Raw genomic sequence first — 17,527 nt, forward strand, 5'->3', positions numbered from 1 at the left:
GGGCTATGGTGAGCCCGGATTGGACGGTTGAAAATCTGCCATATACTGAGTGAGCCTCTTGTCTACCCAGAGGCTGGTATATTCGTTGTGGCTAATGACGCCTTCCCAGACGACACTTATAAATGGGCTGACGATGCACTTCGACTTGACCGACCTGCGCCTCTACCTGAACATCCTCGACAGCGGCAATATCACCGCCGGCGCCGCGCGCAGCCATCTGTCCCTGGCAGCCGCGAGCGCACGAATCCGCGCGATGGAAGCGTCACTGGGCACAGACTTCCTGCAACGCGGCCGTCGCGGCGTCACGCCGACGCCTGCCGGCAAGGCCCTCGCCCAACACGCCCGCGTCCTGCTGCAACAGGCCGAACGCCTGAAACAGGACCTGGCCGAATACGCCAACGGCGTCAAAGGCCAGGTTCGACTGCTTTGCAACACCACGGCCATCACCGAGTACCTGCCGGAGTTGCTCGCCGACTTCCTGCGCGAACACCCCAATCTCGATATCGACCTGCAGGAACTACCCAGCGCCCGTATCACCCACGCGCTACGCCAAGGCGCGGCGGACCTCGGCATTGTCTCCGACGCGGTGGATACCACTGACTTGCAGACCCAGGTGTTTTGCGATGATCCGTTGATGCTGATCATGCCCCACGACCATCCCCTGGCTCACGCGACCTCAGTGAGCTTCGCCGACACGTTGCATCACGACTACGTCGGCCTGAACGTCAATAGCGCGCTGGCGGTGTACCTTGAGGAACAGGCGTTGCACGCGGGCTCACGCATGCTAATCCGCATCCGCGCCGATGGTTTCGATGGCGTGATGCGCATGGTTGCCCATGGCGCGGGCCTGGCAATCGTGCCGCTGGCGGCCGTCGAGCGCAGATCACCCGGGCTGCCCTTCAAAAGCCTCGCCCTGCAGGAACCCTGGGGCCAGCGCAAACTGCTGCTTTGCGCCCGGGACTTCGCCGCGCTCCCCGGCTATGCCAAGTCACTGCTGCACGCATTGACGCGCCCCTGAGTCGTTGAGAACGGTGCGTTTCTGGGCAGCTCAGTGTCGAGCACAGACAACTGAACAACGGACGGGCGCTATAGGGTGCGACTTCAGTTCCAGTACCCACTGCCCGGAGTCATCATGACCGCACCGATTACCGTTCTTCGCGACACTCACCCGCTGCCCGTGCTCGACGCCTGCAAATGGGAAAAGCTCGAAGGCGACCCGCATACCGTCAACCTCAACGCCTACACCAGCGAAGACGGCAGCAAGATCATGGGCACCTGGATCTGTACGCCGGGCAAGTGGTACGTCGAGTACGTGAAGTGGGAGTACTGCCATTTTCAGGAAGGCTACTGCATCATCACCCCGGAAGGCATGGCGCCGATCCACCTGCGCGCCGGTGACATTTTCGTCGTCGAGCCCGGGATGAAAGGCACGTGGGAAGTGGTGGAAACCGTGCGCAAATATTTCGTGTTTGCCTGATACAAAAAAACCGGGAGATCACCCGACGTGATCTCCCGGTAAATGTATTGAGAGAAAATGCGCATCCCTGTGGCGAGGGAGCTTGCTCCCGCTCGACTGCGTAGCAGTCGTAAATCAGCCAATGTGCTAAAACTGAACCACCGCATTCGCCAGTTTTGGGTCCGCTTCGCGAACCCGCGGGAGCAAGCTCCCTCGCCACAAAAGCCTGCTCGAGACAAACGCCTACGATGGTTTGCGATAGCTGTTGATGATCGCCGAGAAGTCATGACCTCCTTCCCCACGCAAACTCATCGCCTGATACAACTGCTGGGCCACCGCGCCAAGCACCACCGGTTGATGTGCCTGTCGCGCCGCTTCCGTCGCCAGCCCCAAATCCTTGAGCATCAGCTCGGCACCGAAACCGCCGGTATAGCCGCGTGACGCAGGCGCCGTCTCGACGACGCCGGGCCACGGGTTGTACATCTCCGAACTCCAGCAACGGCCGGTGGAGCTGTTGATGATGCCCGCCAGCACGTGGGTGTCGATGCCCAATGCATCGCCAAGCGCCATGGCTTCGCTGACGCCGACCATGGAAATCCCCAACAGCAGGTTGTTACAGATTTTAGCGATTTGCCCCGTGCCGACCTCACCACAATGGACGATGTTGCGGCCCATCTGCGCGAGTACCGGTTGCAGGGTGGCGAACAGCTCCGCAGTGGCACCGACCATGAAGGTCAGTGTCCCTGCCGCCGCACCGCCGGTGCCGCCGGAAACCGGCGCATCGGCCATGGCCACGCCTTGCCTGGCAGCTGCGGCGGCCACGTCTCGCGCGGTCTGCGGATCGATGGTGCTGCAATCCACGGCCGGCACACCTTTGCCGATCCCGGCCAGCACGCCGTCTTCACCCAACCACACGCTGCGTACATGCACAGCCGCCGGCAGCATGGTGATCACCAGCTCTGCCCCGTCAGCCGCTTCGCGGGCCGAGGCACTGATGCTGCCACCCAGTTGCTCCAGTTCTGCCAGAACGGCTTTATTCAGGTCAACCAGGCGCAGCGCGTGGCCGGCCTTGATCAGGTTGCGCGCCATCGGCGCGCCCATGTTGCCGAGACCGATAAAAGCGATTTTCATGTCCGGCTCCTCAACGCAAATTGATCGTGGTGTTCACACCGTCGTTGACGCTGTCGTCATCGAACCAACGACTGGTGACCGTCTTGGTCTGAGTGTAGAACTGCACCACTTGCTTGCCATACGGACCGAGGTCGCCAAGCTTGGAGCCACGCGAACCGGTAAAGCTGAAGAACGGCACCGGCACCGGAATCGGGATGTTGATACCGACCTGGCCGACGTCGATTTCAGTCTGGAATTTACGCGCCGCCGCACCACTCTGGGTGAACAGGCCCGTGCCGTTGCCGAACGGGTTGGCGTTGACCAGCGCAATGGCCTCATCGAGGGTGTTCACTTCCAGCACCACCAGCACCGGGCCGAAGATTTCCTGGGTGTAGATCTGCATGTCGGTGGTCACGCCGGAGAACAGGGTCGGGCCGACAAAATTGCCCTGCTCGTAACCCGCCACCGTGATTTCACGACCGTCCAGCTCCAGCTTCGCGCCTTCCTTGATGCCGCTCTCGATCAGGTCGAGAATCCGTGCCTTGGCTTTTTTCGAAATCACCGGACCGACGTCGGTGCCTGGCTCATTGCCCGCGTTGACCTTGAGCTTCTGCGCCAGCGCCTTGAGGTCAGGCAGCCATTGTTTGGCCGCCCCCACCAGCACCACCACCGAGGTGGCCATGCAACGTTGACCGGCAGCACCGAAACCGGCGCCCACCAGCGCATTCAGCGCTTGTTCGCGATTGGCGTCCGGCAGCACCACGGCGTGGTTCTTGGCGCCCATCATCGATTGCACGCGCTTGCCGTGCTTACCGGCCAGGTCGTAAACGTGCGTACCGACCGCGGTCGATCCGACGAAGGAAACGGCCTTGATGTCTTTGTGAGTGCAGAGCGCATCCACCACGTCTTTGCCGCCGTGCACCACGTTGAGCACGCCCGCCGGAACCCCGGCTTCGATTGCCAGCTCCACCAGCAGCATGGTCGACATCGGATCCTGTTCGGACGGCTTGAGTACAAAGGTGTTGCCGCAGGCGATGGCCATCGGGAACATCCACAGCGGAATCATCGCCGGGAAGTTGAACGGAGTGATGCCAGCACACACGCCGATGGGTTGACGCAGCGTGTAGGTATCGACGCCGCCCGCCACGTTTTCAGCGAACTCGCCCATTTGCAGGCTGCCGATGGAGCAGGCGTGCTCGACCACTTCCAGGCCACGGAAAATATCGCCTTCCGCGTCAGCAATGGTTTTGCCCTGCTCGGCGCTCAGCACCACGGCGATGCGCTTGGAGTGCTCGCGAATCAATGCCTGGAGTTTGAGCATGATGCGCATCCGCGCACCGATCGGCGTCAGCTTCCAGGTCTGAAAGGCACGTTGGGCGGCGCCGATGGCAGCGTCGACTTCTTCAGCGGTGGCAAACGGCACCTTGGCCAGGACTTGCTGGGTCGCCGGGTTGACGATGTCGTGCCACTCGGTGGATTGGGACTCGACCCACTCGCCGTCGATCAACAATTTGACCTTTTGTACGGTGGTGTCGTTGGGCGTGAGCGATGCGTTCATGCGGGTCTCCTGGACTTGTTGTTATCTAGAGAGCCAAGGCGAGAAAGTCGCCTTGCGATGAGGCGTGTGCCGCGAATTGGTTGTCGGGCTGTTTTTGGAGTATAGATGTGCAAACTTCTAATAAGAACGCACATAAAAGCCGGTCCATCATGCAAAAAAACATCACGTCTTTAGGCTCGCTGAACTGGGATGACCTCAAGTTTTTCCTTGAAGTGGCCCGGACCCGCAAGGCCAGTACCGCGGCCAAGCGCCTGGCTGTCGACTACACCACTGTGTCGCGGCGCATCAGTTCGCTGGAAGCGTCATTGGGGACTTTGCTGTTCGAGAAATCCCGGACCAGTGGCTTCGTCCTGACCGCTGAAGGCCAGCGCTTGCTCGGCTATGCCGAGTCGATCGAAAGCACGCTGCACATGGCCTGCGAACAGGTTTCAGGGTCCGGAGTGGCGCTGTCCGGGCATGTGCGCATGGGCTGCACCGAAGGCTTCGGCAGTTTCTTCATCACGCCGCAGTTGAGCCATTTCGTCGACACTTACCCGGCGATCTCGGTCGACATCCTGCCGCTGCCGCACTTCATCAGCCTGTCCAAGCGCGAAGCCGATATCGTCATCGCCCTGGAGCGTCCAGAGCATGGCCCCTACGTCTGCTGCAAACTCTGCGACTATCGGCTGCAGCTGTACGCCACGCAGGAATACCTGGATAAACACCCGGCGATCCGCCGTCCGGCCGATCTGGCCAAGCACTCTTTTATCAGCTACGTCGACGACTTGGCGTTCAGCTCCGAACTGCTGTACCTGGCCAACGTGCTCCCCGGCGCCAGCGCCAACTTGCGCAGCACCAGCGTGATTGCGCAATTCGTCGCGGCGCAACAGGGCCGATCACTGGCGATCCTGCCGTGCTTCCTCGCCGCCCAGGATCCGCGCTTGCTGCCGGTATTGCCGCAGGAGATCAACATCACCCGGCAGTTCTGGATGTACTGCCGCGAAGACCTGCGCAAGCTCAAGCGGATCACCCTGTTGTGGGATTACATCAGGGAGGTGACGGAGCTGAATCGCCCGTTGCTGTTGGGCGAAACGAGGGCGTTGCGGTTCAACGACTAGCCCGTCGAGATCAGGCGGCCAGTACTCGACAACCTTTGCGGCTGACTTCCAGTTGCTTGTCACTCGCCAGAGGGTCGCTACGCGCGTCCATCAACTCAGGTAAAGCGGCATCCGTGAGTACCCATGCTCAGTTTTTTTGGCATCGATGACCACATTCCCGAGAGAGACGTTTACCTCAAGCACCAACGTGATTTTGGCACCGAGCGACGTCACTTCGCCGTCATGGCAGACAATATTGCTAACGCATTAATCGGCACTGACCACAATCGAAACCCTGCGGTTTTCGGTGCGACCGGTGGCAGTGTTGTTCGATGCCACGGGCTGGCGGCTGCCAAGACCGCGCAACTGGATGTTTTCCTGTTTCATGCCGGCGGCGGCCAGAACGCTGCCGACACTTTTGGCGCGACGCAGGGAAAGCTGTTCGTTGTAGGCCTCTTTACCCGACGCATCCGTGTGACCATCGACTCTTACGCGTTCAATCCCTACCCCCAATAACGACTTGCCAATGCGCTCGACAATCTGGGAACTCTGCGCATTCAGGCTGTCGACATCACTGCCGAACAGTACCTTGCCCGACAGACCAAATGCCCAGCCCTCATCGGTCAACTCGAAACCCTGCTGTTTCAATAACGCAATTTGCGCCGGGGTCAGGCCCTTTTGCGGTGCGGTCTGGCAACCGGTCAGGGTCAATACGACAAGAACCAGCGTGATGGTGAAAAGTCGAAAGGATCGGATGAAAGAAGACACGGAAATAAGCTCCTGAGTTAAACGTCGGCGACAGGGTGCTCCGACCCCGCCGTATGCTGTGCGCCTCGGGCAAGGCGCTTGGCTTGGTACATCGCTTCGTCCGCTGCATTGAGCAACGTGCCCGGGGTCACGCCATGTTCGGGGTACACGGCGATACCGATGCTGAGTGAGGTCATCGTCTGGTGATCGCCTGGCAACACAATGGGTGCGTCCATGCTGGCAATGATTTTGTCGGCAATCCTCTTCGCGTCTTCGGTTCTGTGAAGTGGCGTTAGCAATACCGCAAATTCATCACCGCCCAAACGCGCCACCAGGTCCTCTTCGCGCAATTGCGCCCGTACTCGCTTGGCCACCGCCACCAACACCGCATCGCCAGCGGCATGGCCGAAGTTATCGTTGATGGCCTTGAACCGGTCGCTGTCGAGAAACAGCACGGCGACGCGCTCGTTGAGCTTGTTGGCATTGCGCAACGCGCGCATCAGGCGCCCTTCGAAAAACGCCCGGTTCGGCAACCCTGTGAGGCTGTCATGACTGGCCTGGTGGGCCAGGGTTTCGTTCTCGTTTTGCAGGTGGGTCTGCCAGGACTCGAGTTCATCGAGCAGGGCATTGAAGTCGCTGCCGAGGTTATCGAGTTCGGCAATGGCGGCGGCCGGCACGCGCCGATCGAAAGCCCGCTCGCTGCGAACTGCGTGCGCCACAGACGCCAGGCTGCGCAGCGGGCCAGTGATCCCGCGAAGTTGCCGACGCGCCAGATAGAGCGCAACCCACGCACTGATGGCAGTGCATAAGACAATCCCCACCAGACCGCTGAGCAAAAAGCGCATCAGACTGCCGCCATGCCCGATGAGCACAATGCTGCCGATCTCATGGCCTTGGTGAACGATCGGCATGTTGATCGGCTTCTCCAGAATAGCCTTGGCCAACTGCATTTCGAGATCGGACAGTAGCCCGGTTTCCGGTCGCTGCCACCGCGCCAGCAATTGCCCGTGAGCGTCCAGAACCTGGGCATCGGCGACCTCTTCGGTGGAGGCGATCAGCGCCAATGCCTCGGTCGCGGCGGATTTGTCGTTGAACACCACTGCAGCTTCCACGGTGTAATTGATCGAGCGTGCGATCAGATGCAGGTTGTGATCGGCATACACCCGCAAGGCCAGAACCCCCAGCAGCGTCAGCGACACACTGGCCATGGCCACGCCCACCAGCGCAACGGTCAAATGACCGCGACCGATGACCGAGCGCAAGGTCGGGCGAGTACCCCGTTTGAACAGGCTCATGTTGCCGCCGGCTTGCGTCTGGACAATTGCAGCACGCTCGGATGAATCCGCACACCGCTGCGGGCAACCGAGTCGAGGTTGACCTCGAAGGACACTTGATCGTCGGTGACTCGCAAACAGAAAAGGCTACCCACGGTGCACTGATCATCGCTTTCACTGATGCTCAATACCGGGCGCCCTGTGAGTGAGGCGAACAGCCGACTGCGTTCGTCGCTGGTCAGTTTGCCGATGTACACCGCATTGCACTCACCCGCGATGGACGGGTTGTCGGCCAACAGCCGCTGCACCGTCACAGGCCGACCGGTCGCCTGGGTCGTGCCTTTTACCAGGTCGTCGGTGTATTCAGTGGGGCCAACGACACAGAGGCGCAGTTGCGCGGGCTCAACAGGCCAACGGGCATAACTGAGAATCCCGAGCACCACCTGCGTCACTGACCCGGCACGCTGGTCAGCCATGCTCGACGGGGTTTGCGGCTGAGCGAAAGCGGCAGCAGACAGCAAGCTGAGAAGTCCGGCGAGCAGTGCTTGTTTGCAGCCAGCGATACGTTCTGTCGCCCGGACGCCCACCTTCATGCAGGGATACTCTTCGATCGTTACCAGATGATGCCGCAACGATAGCATAGCGGCGAAACGCCAGCGAGGCCAGGCACTACGGCACGTCGGACAGTTTGCGTCACCTCGCGTCGCCGCTTTCAATCCGTCGTATCGCTGCCTTCTTTCAGTTCCAGCATCAGCCCGCTCAAGCGCTCGACCTTGCGTCTCACCGCCTCTTCAAACACTCCGGCGCGCGGCTCTATCAAGGTGAACCAGTCCTTGGCCCGGGTGATGCCGGTATAGATCAGTTCCTTGGTCAGCACCGGGTTCAGCGCATCGGGAAGAATCAACGCCGTGTGGGTAAATTCCGATCCCTGGGATTTGTGCACGGTCATGGCATAAACGGTTTCAACATCATTGAGCCGGCTCGGCAGAACAAAACGCACACCGCCCTGCCCGTCGTTACGCGGAAACGCCACGCGGAGAACCTGCCGACCTGCTTGCGGCCCCTCACGCTCGGGTAGCTTGAGTGCAATGCCGATGTCACCGTTCATCAATCCCAGGCCGTAATCATTACGGGTCATCAGCACTGGCCGACCTTCGTACCATTGCTGGTCACTGTCGATCAAACGCGCCTTAAGCAGTGCATCGGTAACTCGCTGATTTAACCCCTCCACCCCCCAAGGCCCTTTGCGAACAGCGCACAACAACTGAAAGGCGTCGAAGGCTTGCAGGACCTGTCGAGCCCAGTCCGTCCAACCCGGATCATCATAAGGACTATCAAGCGCCGGCCGCTGATTGCGCAGCAGGTTCAGATAGTGTCTGTAGCCTTGCGCGCCCTCACCATGGCCCTCGAGCAACAAGCGTTCCAGCGCCCTGTCCTGTTCATTCTTGAGAGACAGGCTGAAGACATCGTCATGGCTTCGCACCGCCAGCAGCTTGCGAGCTTCTTCAGGTTGCTGCTGGTTCACCCAGCGGGCCAACTGGCCAATGCCGCTGCCCTCGCCGAATCGCCGCGAGTGACGCAGCATCACCACTTGCTGGGCGAGTGGATGCGTACCCAGGGTGTCTTCCTGCAAGCCGCTGGCCTGCAGGCTTTCACCACTGACCGCCTCCAGCCATTGGCGTGTGTGCGGGCTGTACCAGCCGGCCTCGGCATCACGACACAGGTCGCCGAGCACCGCACCGGCCTCCACTGACGCCAACTGGTCCTTGTCCCCCAGTAGCACCAGACGAGCATGAGCCGGCAATGCATCCAGCAGATTGGCCATCATTTCCAGGTCAATCATTGACGCTTCGTCCACCACCAACACATCCAGCGGTAACCGATTGCCGGTGTGGTGCCGGAAATGGCGCGTCCCCGGACGACTGCCGAGCAGACGGTGAACCGTGGTGACATCGGATGGAATTTTATCGCGGATGGCGTCGGCGACTTTCAGCGTTCGGACTTGCTGGCTGATGGACTCCGTCAGTCGCGCTGCGGCTTTGCCAGTCGGCGCGGCGAGACGAATGCGCAATGGCGTGCCAGCCTCAACAGCTGGCGCCTGGAGCAACGCCAGCAAGCGCACGACCGTCGTGGTCTTGCCGGTTCCCGGACCACCGGTGACGATACTGAAAGCGCTGCGAGTGGCGAGGGCACAAGCGAGTTTTTGCCAGTCGATCAGCTCACCCGGTCGGGCCGGGCCGAACAAACCGGTGAGGCGCTCAATCAAGTCATCCGCAACGGCTTCGCGTGTTGCCAGGCGCTCACGCAACGCGTTGTCGATACGTCGCTCATAGGCCCAGTAGCGGCGCAGATACAGACGCTTGCCCGATAACACCAAAGGTCGTGTCTGCACGATCTCTCGCTCGTCAGCCGCCAATGCAACCAGACGGCTCGCCGCCAGAACCTTGCACCAATGGGCGCCATCCAGAGCTTCCAGCAACTGCGAAGGCAGCAACATCACACCACTTTGCAGATCACCCTCCGGTGGCAGTGACAGGGCAAAGTCAGGCGCCTTGAGTGTCTCGAACAAGTCCAGGCATACATGCCCGTGCCCCAATTGGTGGCTGGTCAACGCAGCAGCCAGCAGCACCAAAGGGTCATCATCCGGTGCCAGCTCATGAAGAAATGCCACGAAGGCTTTGTCCAGGGCTCGCAACCAGCCACGCTCGACCCAACGCGTCAGCAGCAGCAACAGGTCGTCCGCGCAACTCAAGGGGGCAAGGTTAGCCAGACTGTCCGCCGCCAATGAAGCGGGCAGCAAATCGGCGAAGGTGCGGCTCATAGCAATACTCCCTGTTCCCACGCGGGTTCCGTCCTGGGTTCCGGCTTACCCTGGAACATCCGGTCCAGTCGCTCGATCAACTCCCTGGGCGGGCGGGCGAAATAAACGCCCTGGCTGGGTGCTCGCGTCCCCCGAAGGAAAAGGTACAACGCACCGCCGACATGTCGATCGTAATCGTAATCCGCCAGCCGGGCCTTGAGTTGACGATGCAGGGCCAACAGGTACAGCACGTATTGCAGGTCGTAGCGGTTGTCGAGAATCGACTGCTCCATGGCCTGATCGGTATAGGCCTGGTCGTCAGCCCCGAGCCAGTTGGATTTGTAGTCGGCGACGTAGTAGCGGCCATCGTGCTCGAACGTCAGGTCGATAAAACCCTTGAACATGCCATTGAGCAGCACAGGCTCTGCTGCCACCCGGGCCACGCCGTTGTGCGTGAACTGACGCACCAGCGCGTCGAGTTTGAGTACATCGACCTTGTGGCTGGCGAACCAGAACTCCATCTCGACCTGATACTGGGTCAACTGCCCGAAAATCACCGGCGCTTGCCCGGCCCCCACGGGCAGCGGCGATTTGAGCAGATGCACCAGCCAGTCACTCAGCGTGGTAATCCAGCCTTCCCAACCACGGCGATTGCAACGACGGGCAATCGCATCCTCCACGGCTTGTGGCGAGGCCGCAAAACCTTCATCACCCGCCCACTCGAGCAGGCCATGAAGAAAAGTGCCCGGGTTCGGGCCACGGGGGAATCGATGAATATCGGCACCGCCAGCAGCCATCTCTCGGGACGCTTGTGGGTCGAGGCGCTCGTCGTCAAACAGCTTCTGCGCTTGCGGACTCTCTGGCGCTTCGTCCGTCCCCATGCTCAGAATATCGCTGATGCGCAAGGCGCTGTAGGAGGCGATCCACCAATTCTCGCTGGCCTTGCGCAGTGGGATCAAGGGGGCGAGCAATGCCGCGGTGTTCAGTGGCGGATGGTAATGCTCGTGGGTGATGTCCGGCATCTCACGGCAATGGATCGCAGGACAACCCTGTTGCAGGTCACGCAACCAAATGTTCACGCCCGTCGACTCGCTCAAAGGCGTACCGCCGCCCAACAGATAACCCAGCGCCGACAGGTGCAGCACCGAGCCATTGTTATTGCCGCGCTTGAGATCCGTAACCCCTAGCCAGCAAGCATGTTGCGCCCGGGTCAGGGCGACATACAGCAAGCGCAGATCTTCGGCCAGGCGCTCTTCGTCGGCCAGGGCGATCAACTCTGGCGTGGGGCTCAGGGTCACTTGGGCCTTGCCCGCGGCATCGTGGTAATGCAGCGGTAGCCGACTGCCATCCACCGGTTTTGCCGAGCAAATGAACGGCAGGAATACCAGGGGATACTCAAGCCCCTTGGACTTGTGAATGGTCACGACCTTGACCAGTTGCTCGTCGCTCTCCAGACGCAGAATCTGCTCTTCGCCGGCTTGACCGGACAACGCCAGATGCTCGGACAAGTGGCGGATCAGGGCCTGCTCACCGTCGAGTTCGGCGGCCGCTTGTTGCAGCAATTCGGACAGGTGCAAAAGGTTGGTCAACACCCGTTCGCCGTCGCTGCGGGCGATCAACGTTTGGGGAAGCTGGAAGTCATGCAACAAGCGTCGCAGCATCGGCAACACGCCCTGCTTGCGCCACAACTCGCGATAGCCGCGGAACTGCATGACCCGGAACTCCCAGGCCAGTTCGTCCTGGTTCAACCGCTCAAGGTCTGCCAGTGACAAATTGAGGGTGATGCTGGCCAGCGCGGCTCGCAGTGGTCGTTCGACGTCGGGCTCGGCGCAGGCTTTCAGCCAGGTCAGTACGTCGTGCGCTTCCTGCGCGGCGAATACAGAATCCTTGTCCGACAGATAAACACTGCGCACCCCCCGGGCTGAAAGCTCGGCACGTACGGCCTGCGCTTCCTTGCCATCGCGTACGAGAATGGCAATGTCCGCAGGCATCAGCCCCACAAAATCACGGCCTTCCCGCGCGAAGCCCACACGAGCTTGTTGCCCGCCATTGAGCAAGGCGGTGATCTCACTGGCGCACGCGGCGGCCAGTTGCTGACGGTAAACAGCACCGGACAACGGTTGCTCGGCAGACAAATGCCAAATATTCAGCGCGGGGACAGTTTGCCCGTCGATGTGCAGAACTTCCTTGCGCCCCTGCGATGCCACCGGCAGGAACGGCACCGGGTTCTCGCCATTGCTTTCGCGAAACAGAAAAGCCCCGCGCCCCGATTCGCGCGACTCGGCACATTCGAATACATGGTTCACGGCCCCGACCATGCCATGACTGGAGCGGAAGTTGGTGCCCAGGGTATGCAGGCGTCCGGTGGTCGCCTGTCGCGCACGAAGATAGGTGTAGATATCGGCGCCACGGAACGCGTAGATCGCCTGCTTCGGATCGCCGATCAGGAACAACCCGCTATCGGGACTGTTGTCTTCAATGCGGTAGATACTTTCGAAGATCCGGTACTGCACCGGGTCCGTGTCCTGGAATTCATCAATCAACGCCACCGGGAATTGCTCACGGATCAAGGTCGCCAACCGCTCACCGCCATCGGATTGCAACGCCGCATCGAGGCGCAGCAACATGTCGTCAAAACCCATTTCCGCACGGCGACGTTTTTCCTCCTCGAACCGCGCGCCAACCCAATGGGCAGCGTGTTGCAGTACGGCAGCATCAGGCGTCGGCAAGTTGTCGAGACTGGCTTTCAACCCGGGCATGGCGTCCAGCCCCGGATGATTGGGAACCTCACCTTTCTTCCAGGCCTGCGCCATGCCGTCAGGGGTCAACCGCGTGAAGCCGGTGCCAATGTCCAGTTGCTCAAGGGTTTCGTCTTCGGCCCAGGCTTTGATTTTCTCGAACCAGGGTTCGAAGTAACGCGCCTGCATCTTGCGACCGTCGACACTTTTGCTGGCAACCCCTTCGTGACAGATCACCAGAAGCTCATCAGCCCACTGACGCCAAGGCTGCTTGAGCTCGACCAACGCGGCCCGCCGTTCCTGCAAACACTCGCTAATCAATTCGGCAGGCGCCTTGCCCTCAACGTTGCCCCGCTCGCTGGTAAACAACCCTCGAACCCGCGGTAGCAACGCGGCTGGCCCCCCCCAGTTATTGCGTACCCAGTTCAGTGCATCGCCCTGCATCGGATAGCAAAACAATCGCCAGTAGTCGCGCAACACCTCACCCAACAGGTCGCTGTGATCGGTTTCCAGTGTCTGGGTAAACAGACTGCCACTGTCAAATGCATGTTCGCGCAACATGCGCTGGCACCAACTGTGAATCGTCGAGACAGCGGCTTCGTCCATCCACTGCGCAGCGATGTCCAGGCGATTTGCACAGCCGGACCACTGCTCGGGTGGGTACTGGTCACGCAACTCGGCAATCAGGCCATCAGGTGCCGGGGTTTCATCACGGAAAAACCGGGCGGCCTCAGCCAACCGTGTACGAATACGCTCTCGCAGTTCTTTGGTGGCGGCATCGGTGAAGGTCACCACGAGGATTTGCGGAGGTAGAAGCTCACGCCCGAATCCACTGGACTCCGCGCCATGGCCAAGAACCAGGCGCAGGTAAAGCGCAGAAATAGTGAACGTCTTGCCTGTACCGGCGCTGGCCTCGATCAACTGACTGCCACGCAGCGGGAACGCAAGGGCAAGAGGTGGTTGAGTACTCATGAGCGCACCTCCTCAGTGGACAAGGAACGCCAAGGCGCCTCAAGTAAAGGGCGGTACAGAGCGTCGCACCAACCCGTAAATGTCTCGTCGGCGACCAGCGCCTCGTAATCAGTGAACTGACGCGCGAGCGCCACGCTTTCCCGACGCTCCCCGTCAGTGGTCAACCCGTCGCCCTCATAGGCCTTGCGGGCAGCCGCTTCGGCTTTGACTGGCTCACTCTGACCCAGCCAGGCAAAGGCTGTTTTCACTGCTACTGGAAGGGGCTGGCGCATGCCCGATTGCCAGGCCAGCAAAAGGTCCCCGAGAATCCCCCGGGCTGACTCCGCATCCATCGGAGCGAGCACCAGACTGTCATCACTGGCCACCAGCGCGGTGGTCATCGACAGGCCACTTGCGCAGGCGACCAGATGATTGACCCAGGGCCGGGTCAGGCGATGCCATTTTCGGGACTTGATCGACCCAATGCTGTTGGGGATTGTCGTGATGGACAGCAAACCACCATCAGCCCGTTGATGCAGACCGCTGAGCCAGCCTTCGATACGCAGGGCATGCAACTCCAGACTCACCGGCCGTGCACTGGTCAGGCGCGTAGGCCACAAGGTCAGCAATTGTTGATAGCGCTGCAGCAAATCCGGTAACGGTTCGATCAGTTCCCGCTGAAGGCACTCACCGAATCCCGCCATCGGCAGCAGACCGCCGTTTTGCAGGCGCCTGGCTTGCACTTCCAGCGCCTGATCGCTGTTATCCAGATCCGCCAGCCCCGCTTCAAGCAAGCTGTCACTGAGGCTGTATCGCTGCAACGCGTCCAGGACAAAAGGCTCCTCATCCGCCAAAGGCACTTCGACAGATTCAAAGAACACCTTCAACCGCTGGCTGAAGAAATGACGCACAGGGTTACGCAGGAAATCCTGCAGTTGACCGAGACTCAGCGGTTCATCCTGCACATGGACATCAAGCCTCTCGATATCAGCCGCTTGCTCAGGGAATTGATGCAGCACCTGCCACTCACTGGCGTAACTGAACAGTTCATCGCCTTCATGAAAGTAGCGAGCGCTGAAAGGCTGTAGAGGGTGTTCCTGCGTGATCGCCTCAAGCAAGTCTTCGTCGCTCCTGGCCAACCGCCAACCGCTCGCGAGGTGATCACGTAGTTGGCCGATCAATACTGATGCGGGGCGCTCGCTGTTATCGCGAATGCTGCGGCCGACCCAACTGATGTAAAGCTGATCACGGGCAGACAACAATGCCTCCAGCAGCAAGTAGCGGTCATCTTCGCGTCGCGAGCGATCGCCGGGGCGGTAATCACTGCCCATCAGGTCGAAGTCCAGCGGTGGCTGCGCACGTGGATAATCACCGTCATTCATGCCTAGCAAGCAGACCAGTTTGAACGGGATCGCTCGCATGGGCATCAAGGTGCAGAAGTTGACGGCACCGGCCAAAAAGCGTTGAGACAAACGCCCTTGATCGAGACCCGCAAGCCAGGCTTCACGCACGACCGTCAGCGGTAGTTCGTCCTGCAGAGCTACCGCCTCACAATTCTCGAGCCAGGCCTCACGCAACTCTTCAAGCTGAGTCAGCAAGTAGTCGTCGTGCTCGTTAGTGGCCTGAAAAAACAAGGACACCAGCGCCTGTAATCGTAGGCTCCATTGCTCGGGTGATGCCGGTAGTGTCAGTTCCCGGTGTGCAATTTCCAGCGCATCGAGCAGCGCAACCAACGGACCTATGAGCGCAGCATCCAGGCCACCGATTTCGTCATAAGGCTCGATACCTTCGCAGGCGTTGGTGCTGCCGACGGCATACCCGAGCAACATTCGTCGTAGACCGAAACGCCAACTGTTCTGCTCCAGGGATTGCGGCAATCCGAGACCGGCCCGCTGCTCAGCATTCATACCCCAACGAATACCCGCCCCCTCGATCCAACGATACAGGGTCGGCAGGTCGCGCTCCTCGACACCAAAACGGGCGCGCAATGCAGGAACGTCAAGCAGATCAAGGATCTCGCTAACCGGGAAACGGCTGTCAGGCAGCTTGAGCAAATGTTCGACAGCGATCAGCAGCGGATCACGCCCACGCTGGCCCTGATCAGCAAGCGTGAACGGAATGAATCGTGGGTCTTGCCGGTCAAGCTGACCGAACACTGCGCGAATATGCGGCGCATAGCTGTCGATATCCGGGACCATGACAATGACATCCCGTGGACGCAATTGTGGGTCGGCGCTGAAACGCGCGAGCAATTGATCGTGAAGTATCTCTACTTCTCGCTGTGCGCTATGAGCTATGTGAAAACGGATGGATTCATCTGCGTGAAGATCCATAGCAGCCCAGCGTTCGCGAGTCTCGTTGAGGGGACGTAATTCGAGGATGTCATCCTGCAACTGATTGAGCATGTTCAGTGGCTGGCTGTCGCTGAACAGATCGATGCGACCGTCGCGAAATGCCGAACGATAACTGTTGGGGTCATCGTAGCTGTCCAGCAGGTTGATGTAGTCGCGCCCTTGCTTGCCCCAGGCAGCCAACAGCGGATGGGCATGTTGATGAAGCGTTTCGGAATCGAGAACAACCGGCATTCCATTCTTGCGAGCCTGCCGCTTGTATTGATGCCGCAGCAGGTCTTTATCGGCGACGATGTCTGCCCAATGGTGACGACACGGGTTATGTACGCACAGCAGAACCTGGCTGAATCGCGCCAGTCCCGCCAACGCCTCCAGGGCTTGTGCTGGAAGCGAAGAGATCCCGAACACGATTACCCGTGACGGCAAACCGGTGGGTGCTACATCGAGGCTGTTGATGCGTTCGACAAAGCGCTGATGGACGCCGGCACGGCTTTGCGCCATACCCTCTTCACCCACATCCAGCAACAGTGCACGCCACAACTCGGCTTGCCAGCAATTGGCCGCAGTCAGCGGCTTGGCTTCCCCCCTTGCGTTACGTAACTGGTGCCGGCCTTCTGCCCAGTCTTCGAGCCAGTCGGCGCGATACACCTGATACTGGTCGAACAGATCTGCCAGTCGTTCGGCTAGCTGATAGCGTTTGCGCAGGTCAGTGTCATGGGTCAGGAAGCGCTGGAGGGGTTCGAAGTGTGGCTCATTGATCAACTGTGGAAGCAGACGCATCAGACGCCAGGTCAGCGGGGCTTTATCAAGTAGAGACTTGGCCGGAATTTCGTCGCGGCCCAAGACCATGCGATACAGCTGCCACATGAAACTACCCGGCAATTGCACGTCGATGGCAGCGGCGATTCCACAGCCACCCATGTCGTCATCTTCAGCGTCTTCAGCCAAAGCCAGCTTCAGCCATTGAGCAATGCCGTTGCTCTGCACCAGGGCGATTTCATTTTCCAGGGGAGCCAGCGGGTAGCGCCGCATCCAGCTCACCACCAGACTGCGTAGCTCGTCCAGGCGGTTACCGTGAACCACCATAAAACCAGCACTGAGGGACGTCGCGTCCGGCATAAAGGCTTCCTTGGAAAATACAAACACTAGGGCCGAACCTTAGCATTGTCGGGAGATGCTGACAGCGGAGACCTGTCCAACTTTGCTGTACGAACTTTCCTGCGGACAAAACAAAACCCCAACTGCTTTCGCAATTGGGGTTTCGGAATTTAATCTTGACGATGACCTACTCTCACATGGGGAAACCCCACACTACCATCGGCGATGCATCGTTTCACTGCTGAGTTCGGGATGGGATCAGGTGGTTCCAATGCTCTATGGTCGTCAAGAAATTCGGTGTGCCGACTCGTCTTTCGACGCTTCAGCAAATTGGGTATGCGATAGTCTTGCGGTTTTGTGAACGATAC

General features: G+C 59.9%; 11 protein-coding genes, 1 rRNA gene and 1 pseudogene. 3 read left to right on the forward strand and 10 right to left on the reverse strand.

Annotation, left to right across the window (positions count from 1 at the left end; genetic code table 11):
• Positions 1–133 precede the first annotated feature (133 nt).
• Positions 134–1,018, forward strand: a complete 885-nt coding sequence (locus tag BVK86_RS28385; protein ID WP_075949539.1) for a LysR substrate-binding domain-containing protein — start codon at positions 134–136, stop codon at positions 1,016–1,018.
• Positions 1,019–1,132: 114 nt separating this feature from the next.
• Positions 1,133–1,477 (forward strand): cupin domain-containing protein, encoded by a 345-nt coding sequence (locus BVK86_RS28390; RefSeq protein ID WP_046038617.1) that lies wholly within the window; start codon positions 1,133–1,135, stop codon positions 1,475–1,477.
• 222 nt (positions 1,478–1,699) lie between these two features.
• Here the strand turns inward: BVK86_RS28390 and mmsB are convergent, their stop codons facing one another.
• Together mmsB and BVK86_RS28400 are read right to left on the reverse strand one after the other, a co-directional pair.
• Entirely contained in the window at positions 1,700–2,587 is an 888-nt protein-coding gene (mmsB, locus tag BVK86_RS28395; RefSeq protein ID WP_075949540.1) for a 3-hydroxyisobutyrate dehydrogenase, read from the reverse strand.
• 10 nt (positions 2,588–2,597) lie between these two features.
• Positions 2,598–4,124, reverse strand: a complete 1,527-nt coding sequence (locus tag BVK86_RS28400) for a CoA-acylating methylmalonate-semialdehyde dehydrogenase (protein WP_075949541.1) — start codon at positions 4,122–4,124, stop codon at positions 2,598–2,600.
• Between the two features lie 149 nt (positions 4,125–4,273).
• On the opposite strand from BVK86_RS28400, the gene BVK86_RS28405 reads away from it, so the two are divergent.
• Positions 4,274–5,221: a LysR family transcriptional regulator gene (locus BVK86_RS28405; RefSeq protein WP_075949542.1), complete on the forward strand. Its 948-nt coding sequence runs from the start codon at positions 4,274–4,276 to the stop codon at positions 5,219–5,221.
• A 10-nt stretch (positions 5,222–5,231) separates the two neighbouring features.
• Here BVK86_RS28405 and BVK86_RS30365 read toward each other — a convergent pair.
• The 8 genes and pseudogenes from BVK86_RS30365 to rrf form a co-directional block, all read right to left on the reverse strand.
• A pseudogene (locus BVK86_RS30365) lies at positions 5,232–5,333 on the reverse strand (CatB-related O-acetyltransferase); the annotation flags it as partial.
• A 134-nt stretch (positions 5,334–5,467) separates the two neighbouring features.
• Entirely contained in the window at positions 5,468–5,968 is a 501-nt protein-coding gene (gene yfiB, locus BVK86_RS28410; RefSeq protein ID WP_075949543.1) for an outer membrane lipoprotein YfiB, read from the reverse strand.
• Between the two features lie 17 nt (positions 5,969–5,985).
• A complete protein-coding gene (dgcN, locus tag BVK86_RS28415; protein ID WP_075949544.1) occupies positions 5,986–7,242 on the reverse strand; it encodes a diguanylate cyclase DgcN/YfiN in 1,257 nt (418 codons plus the stop codon).
• A complete protein-coding gene (gene yfiR, locus BVK86_RS28420; RefSeq protein WP_075949545.1) occupies positions 7,239–7,814 on the reverse strand; it encodes a regulatory sequestration protein YfiR in 576 nt (191 codons plus the stop codon). Before yfiR ends, dgcN begins: the two co-directional genes overlap by 4 nt.
• 119 nt (positions 7,815–7,933) lie before the next feature.
• Positions 7,934–10,042, reverse strand: a complete 2,109-nt coding sequence (gene recD, locus BVK86_RS28425; RefSeq protein WP_075949546.1) for an exodeoxyribonuclease V subunit alpha — start codon at positions 10,040–10,042, stop codon at positions 7,934–7,936.
• Positions 10,039–13,731, reverse strand: coding sequence for an exodeoxyribonuclease V subunit beta (gene recB, locus BVK86_RS28430; RefSeq protein ID WP_075949547.1), 3,693 nt, complete (start codon positions 13,729–13,731; stop codon positions 10,039–10,041). The genes recD and recB overlap by 4 nt, the downstream gene beginning before the upstream one ends.
• Positions 13,728–17,180, reverse strand: coding sequence for an exodeoxyribonuclease V subunit gamma (gene recC, locus BVK86_RS28435; protein WP_075949548.1), 3,453 nt, complete (start codon positions 17,178–17,180; stop codon positions 13,728–13,730). The genes recB and recC overlap by 4 nt, the downstream gene beginning before the upstream one ends.
• Before the next feature lie 153 nt (positions 17,181–17,333).
• A 5S ribosomal RNA gene (rrf, locus tag BVK86_RS28440) occupies positions 17,334–17,449 on the reverse strand.
• Between the last annotated feature and the right edge of the window lie 78 nt (positions 17,450–17,527).

This window comes from Pseudomonas reinekei (genome assembly GCF_001945365.1).
In the GTDB taxonomy this organism is placed as follows: Bacteria; Pseudomonadota; Gammaproteobacteria; order Pseudomonadales; family Pseudomonadaceae; genus Aquipseudomonas; species Aquipseudomonas reinekei.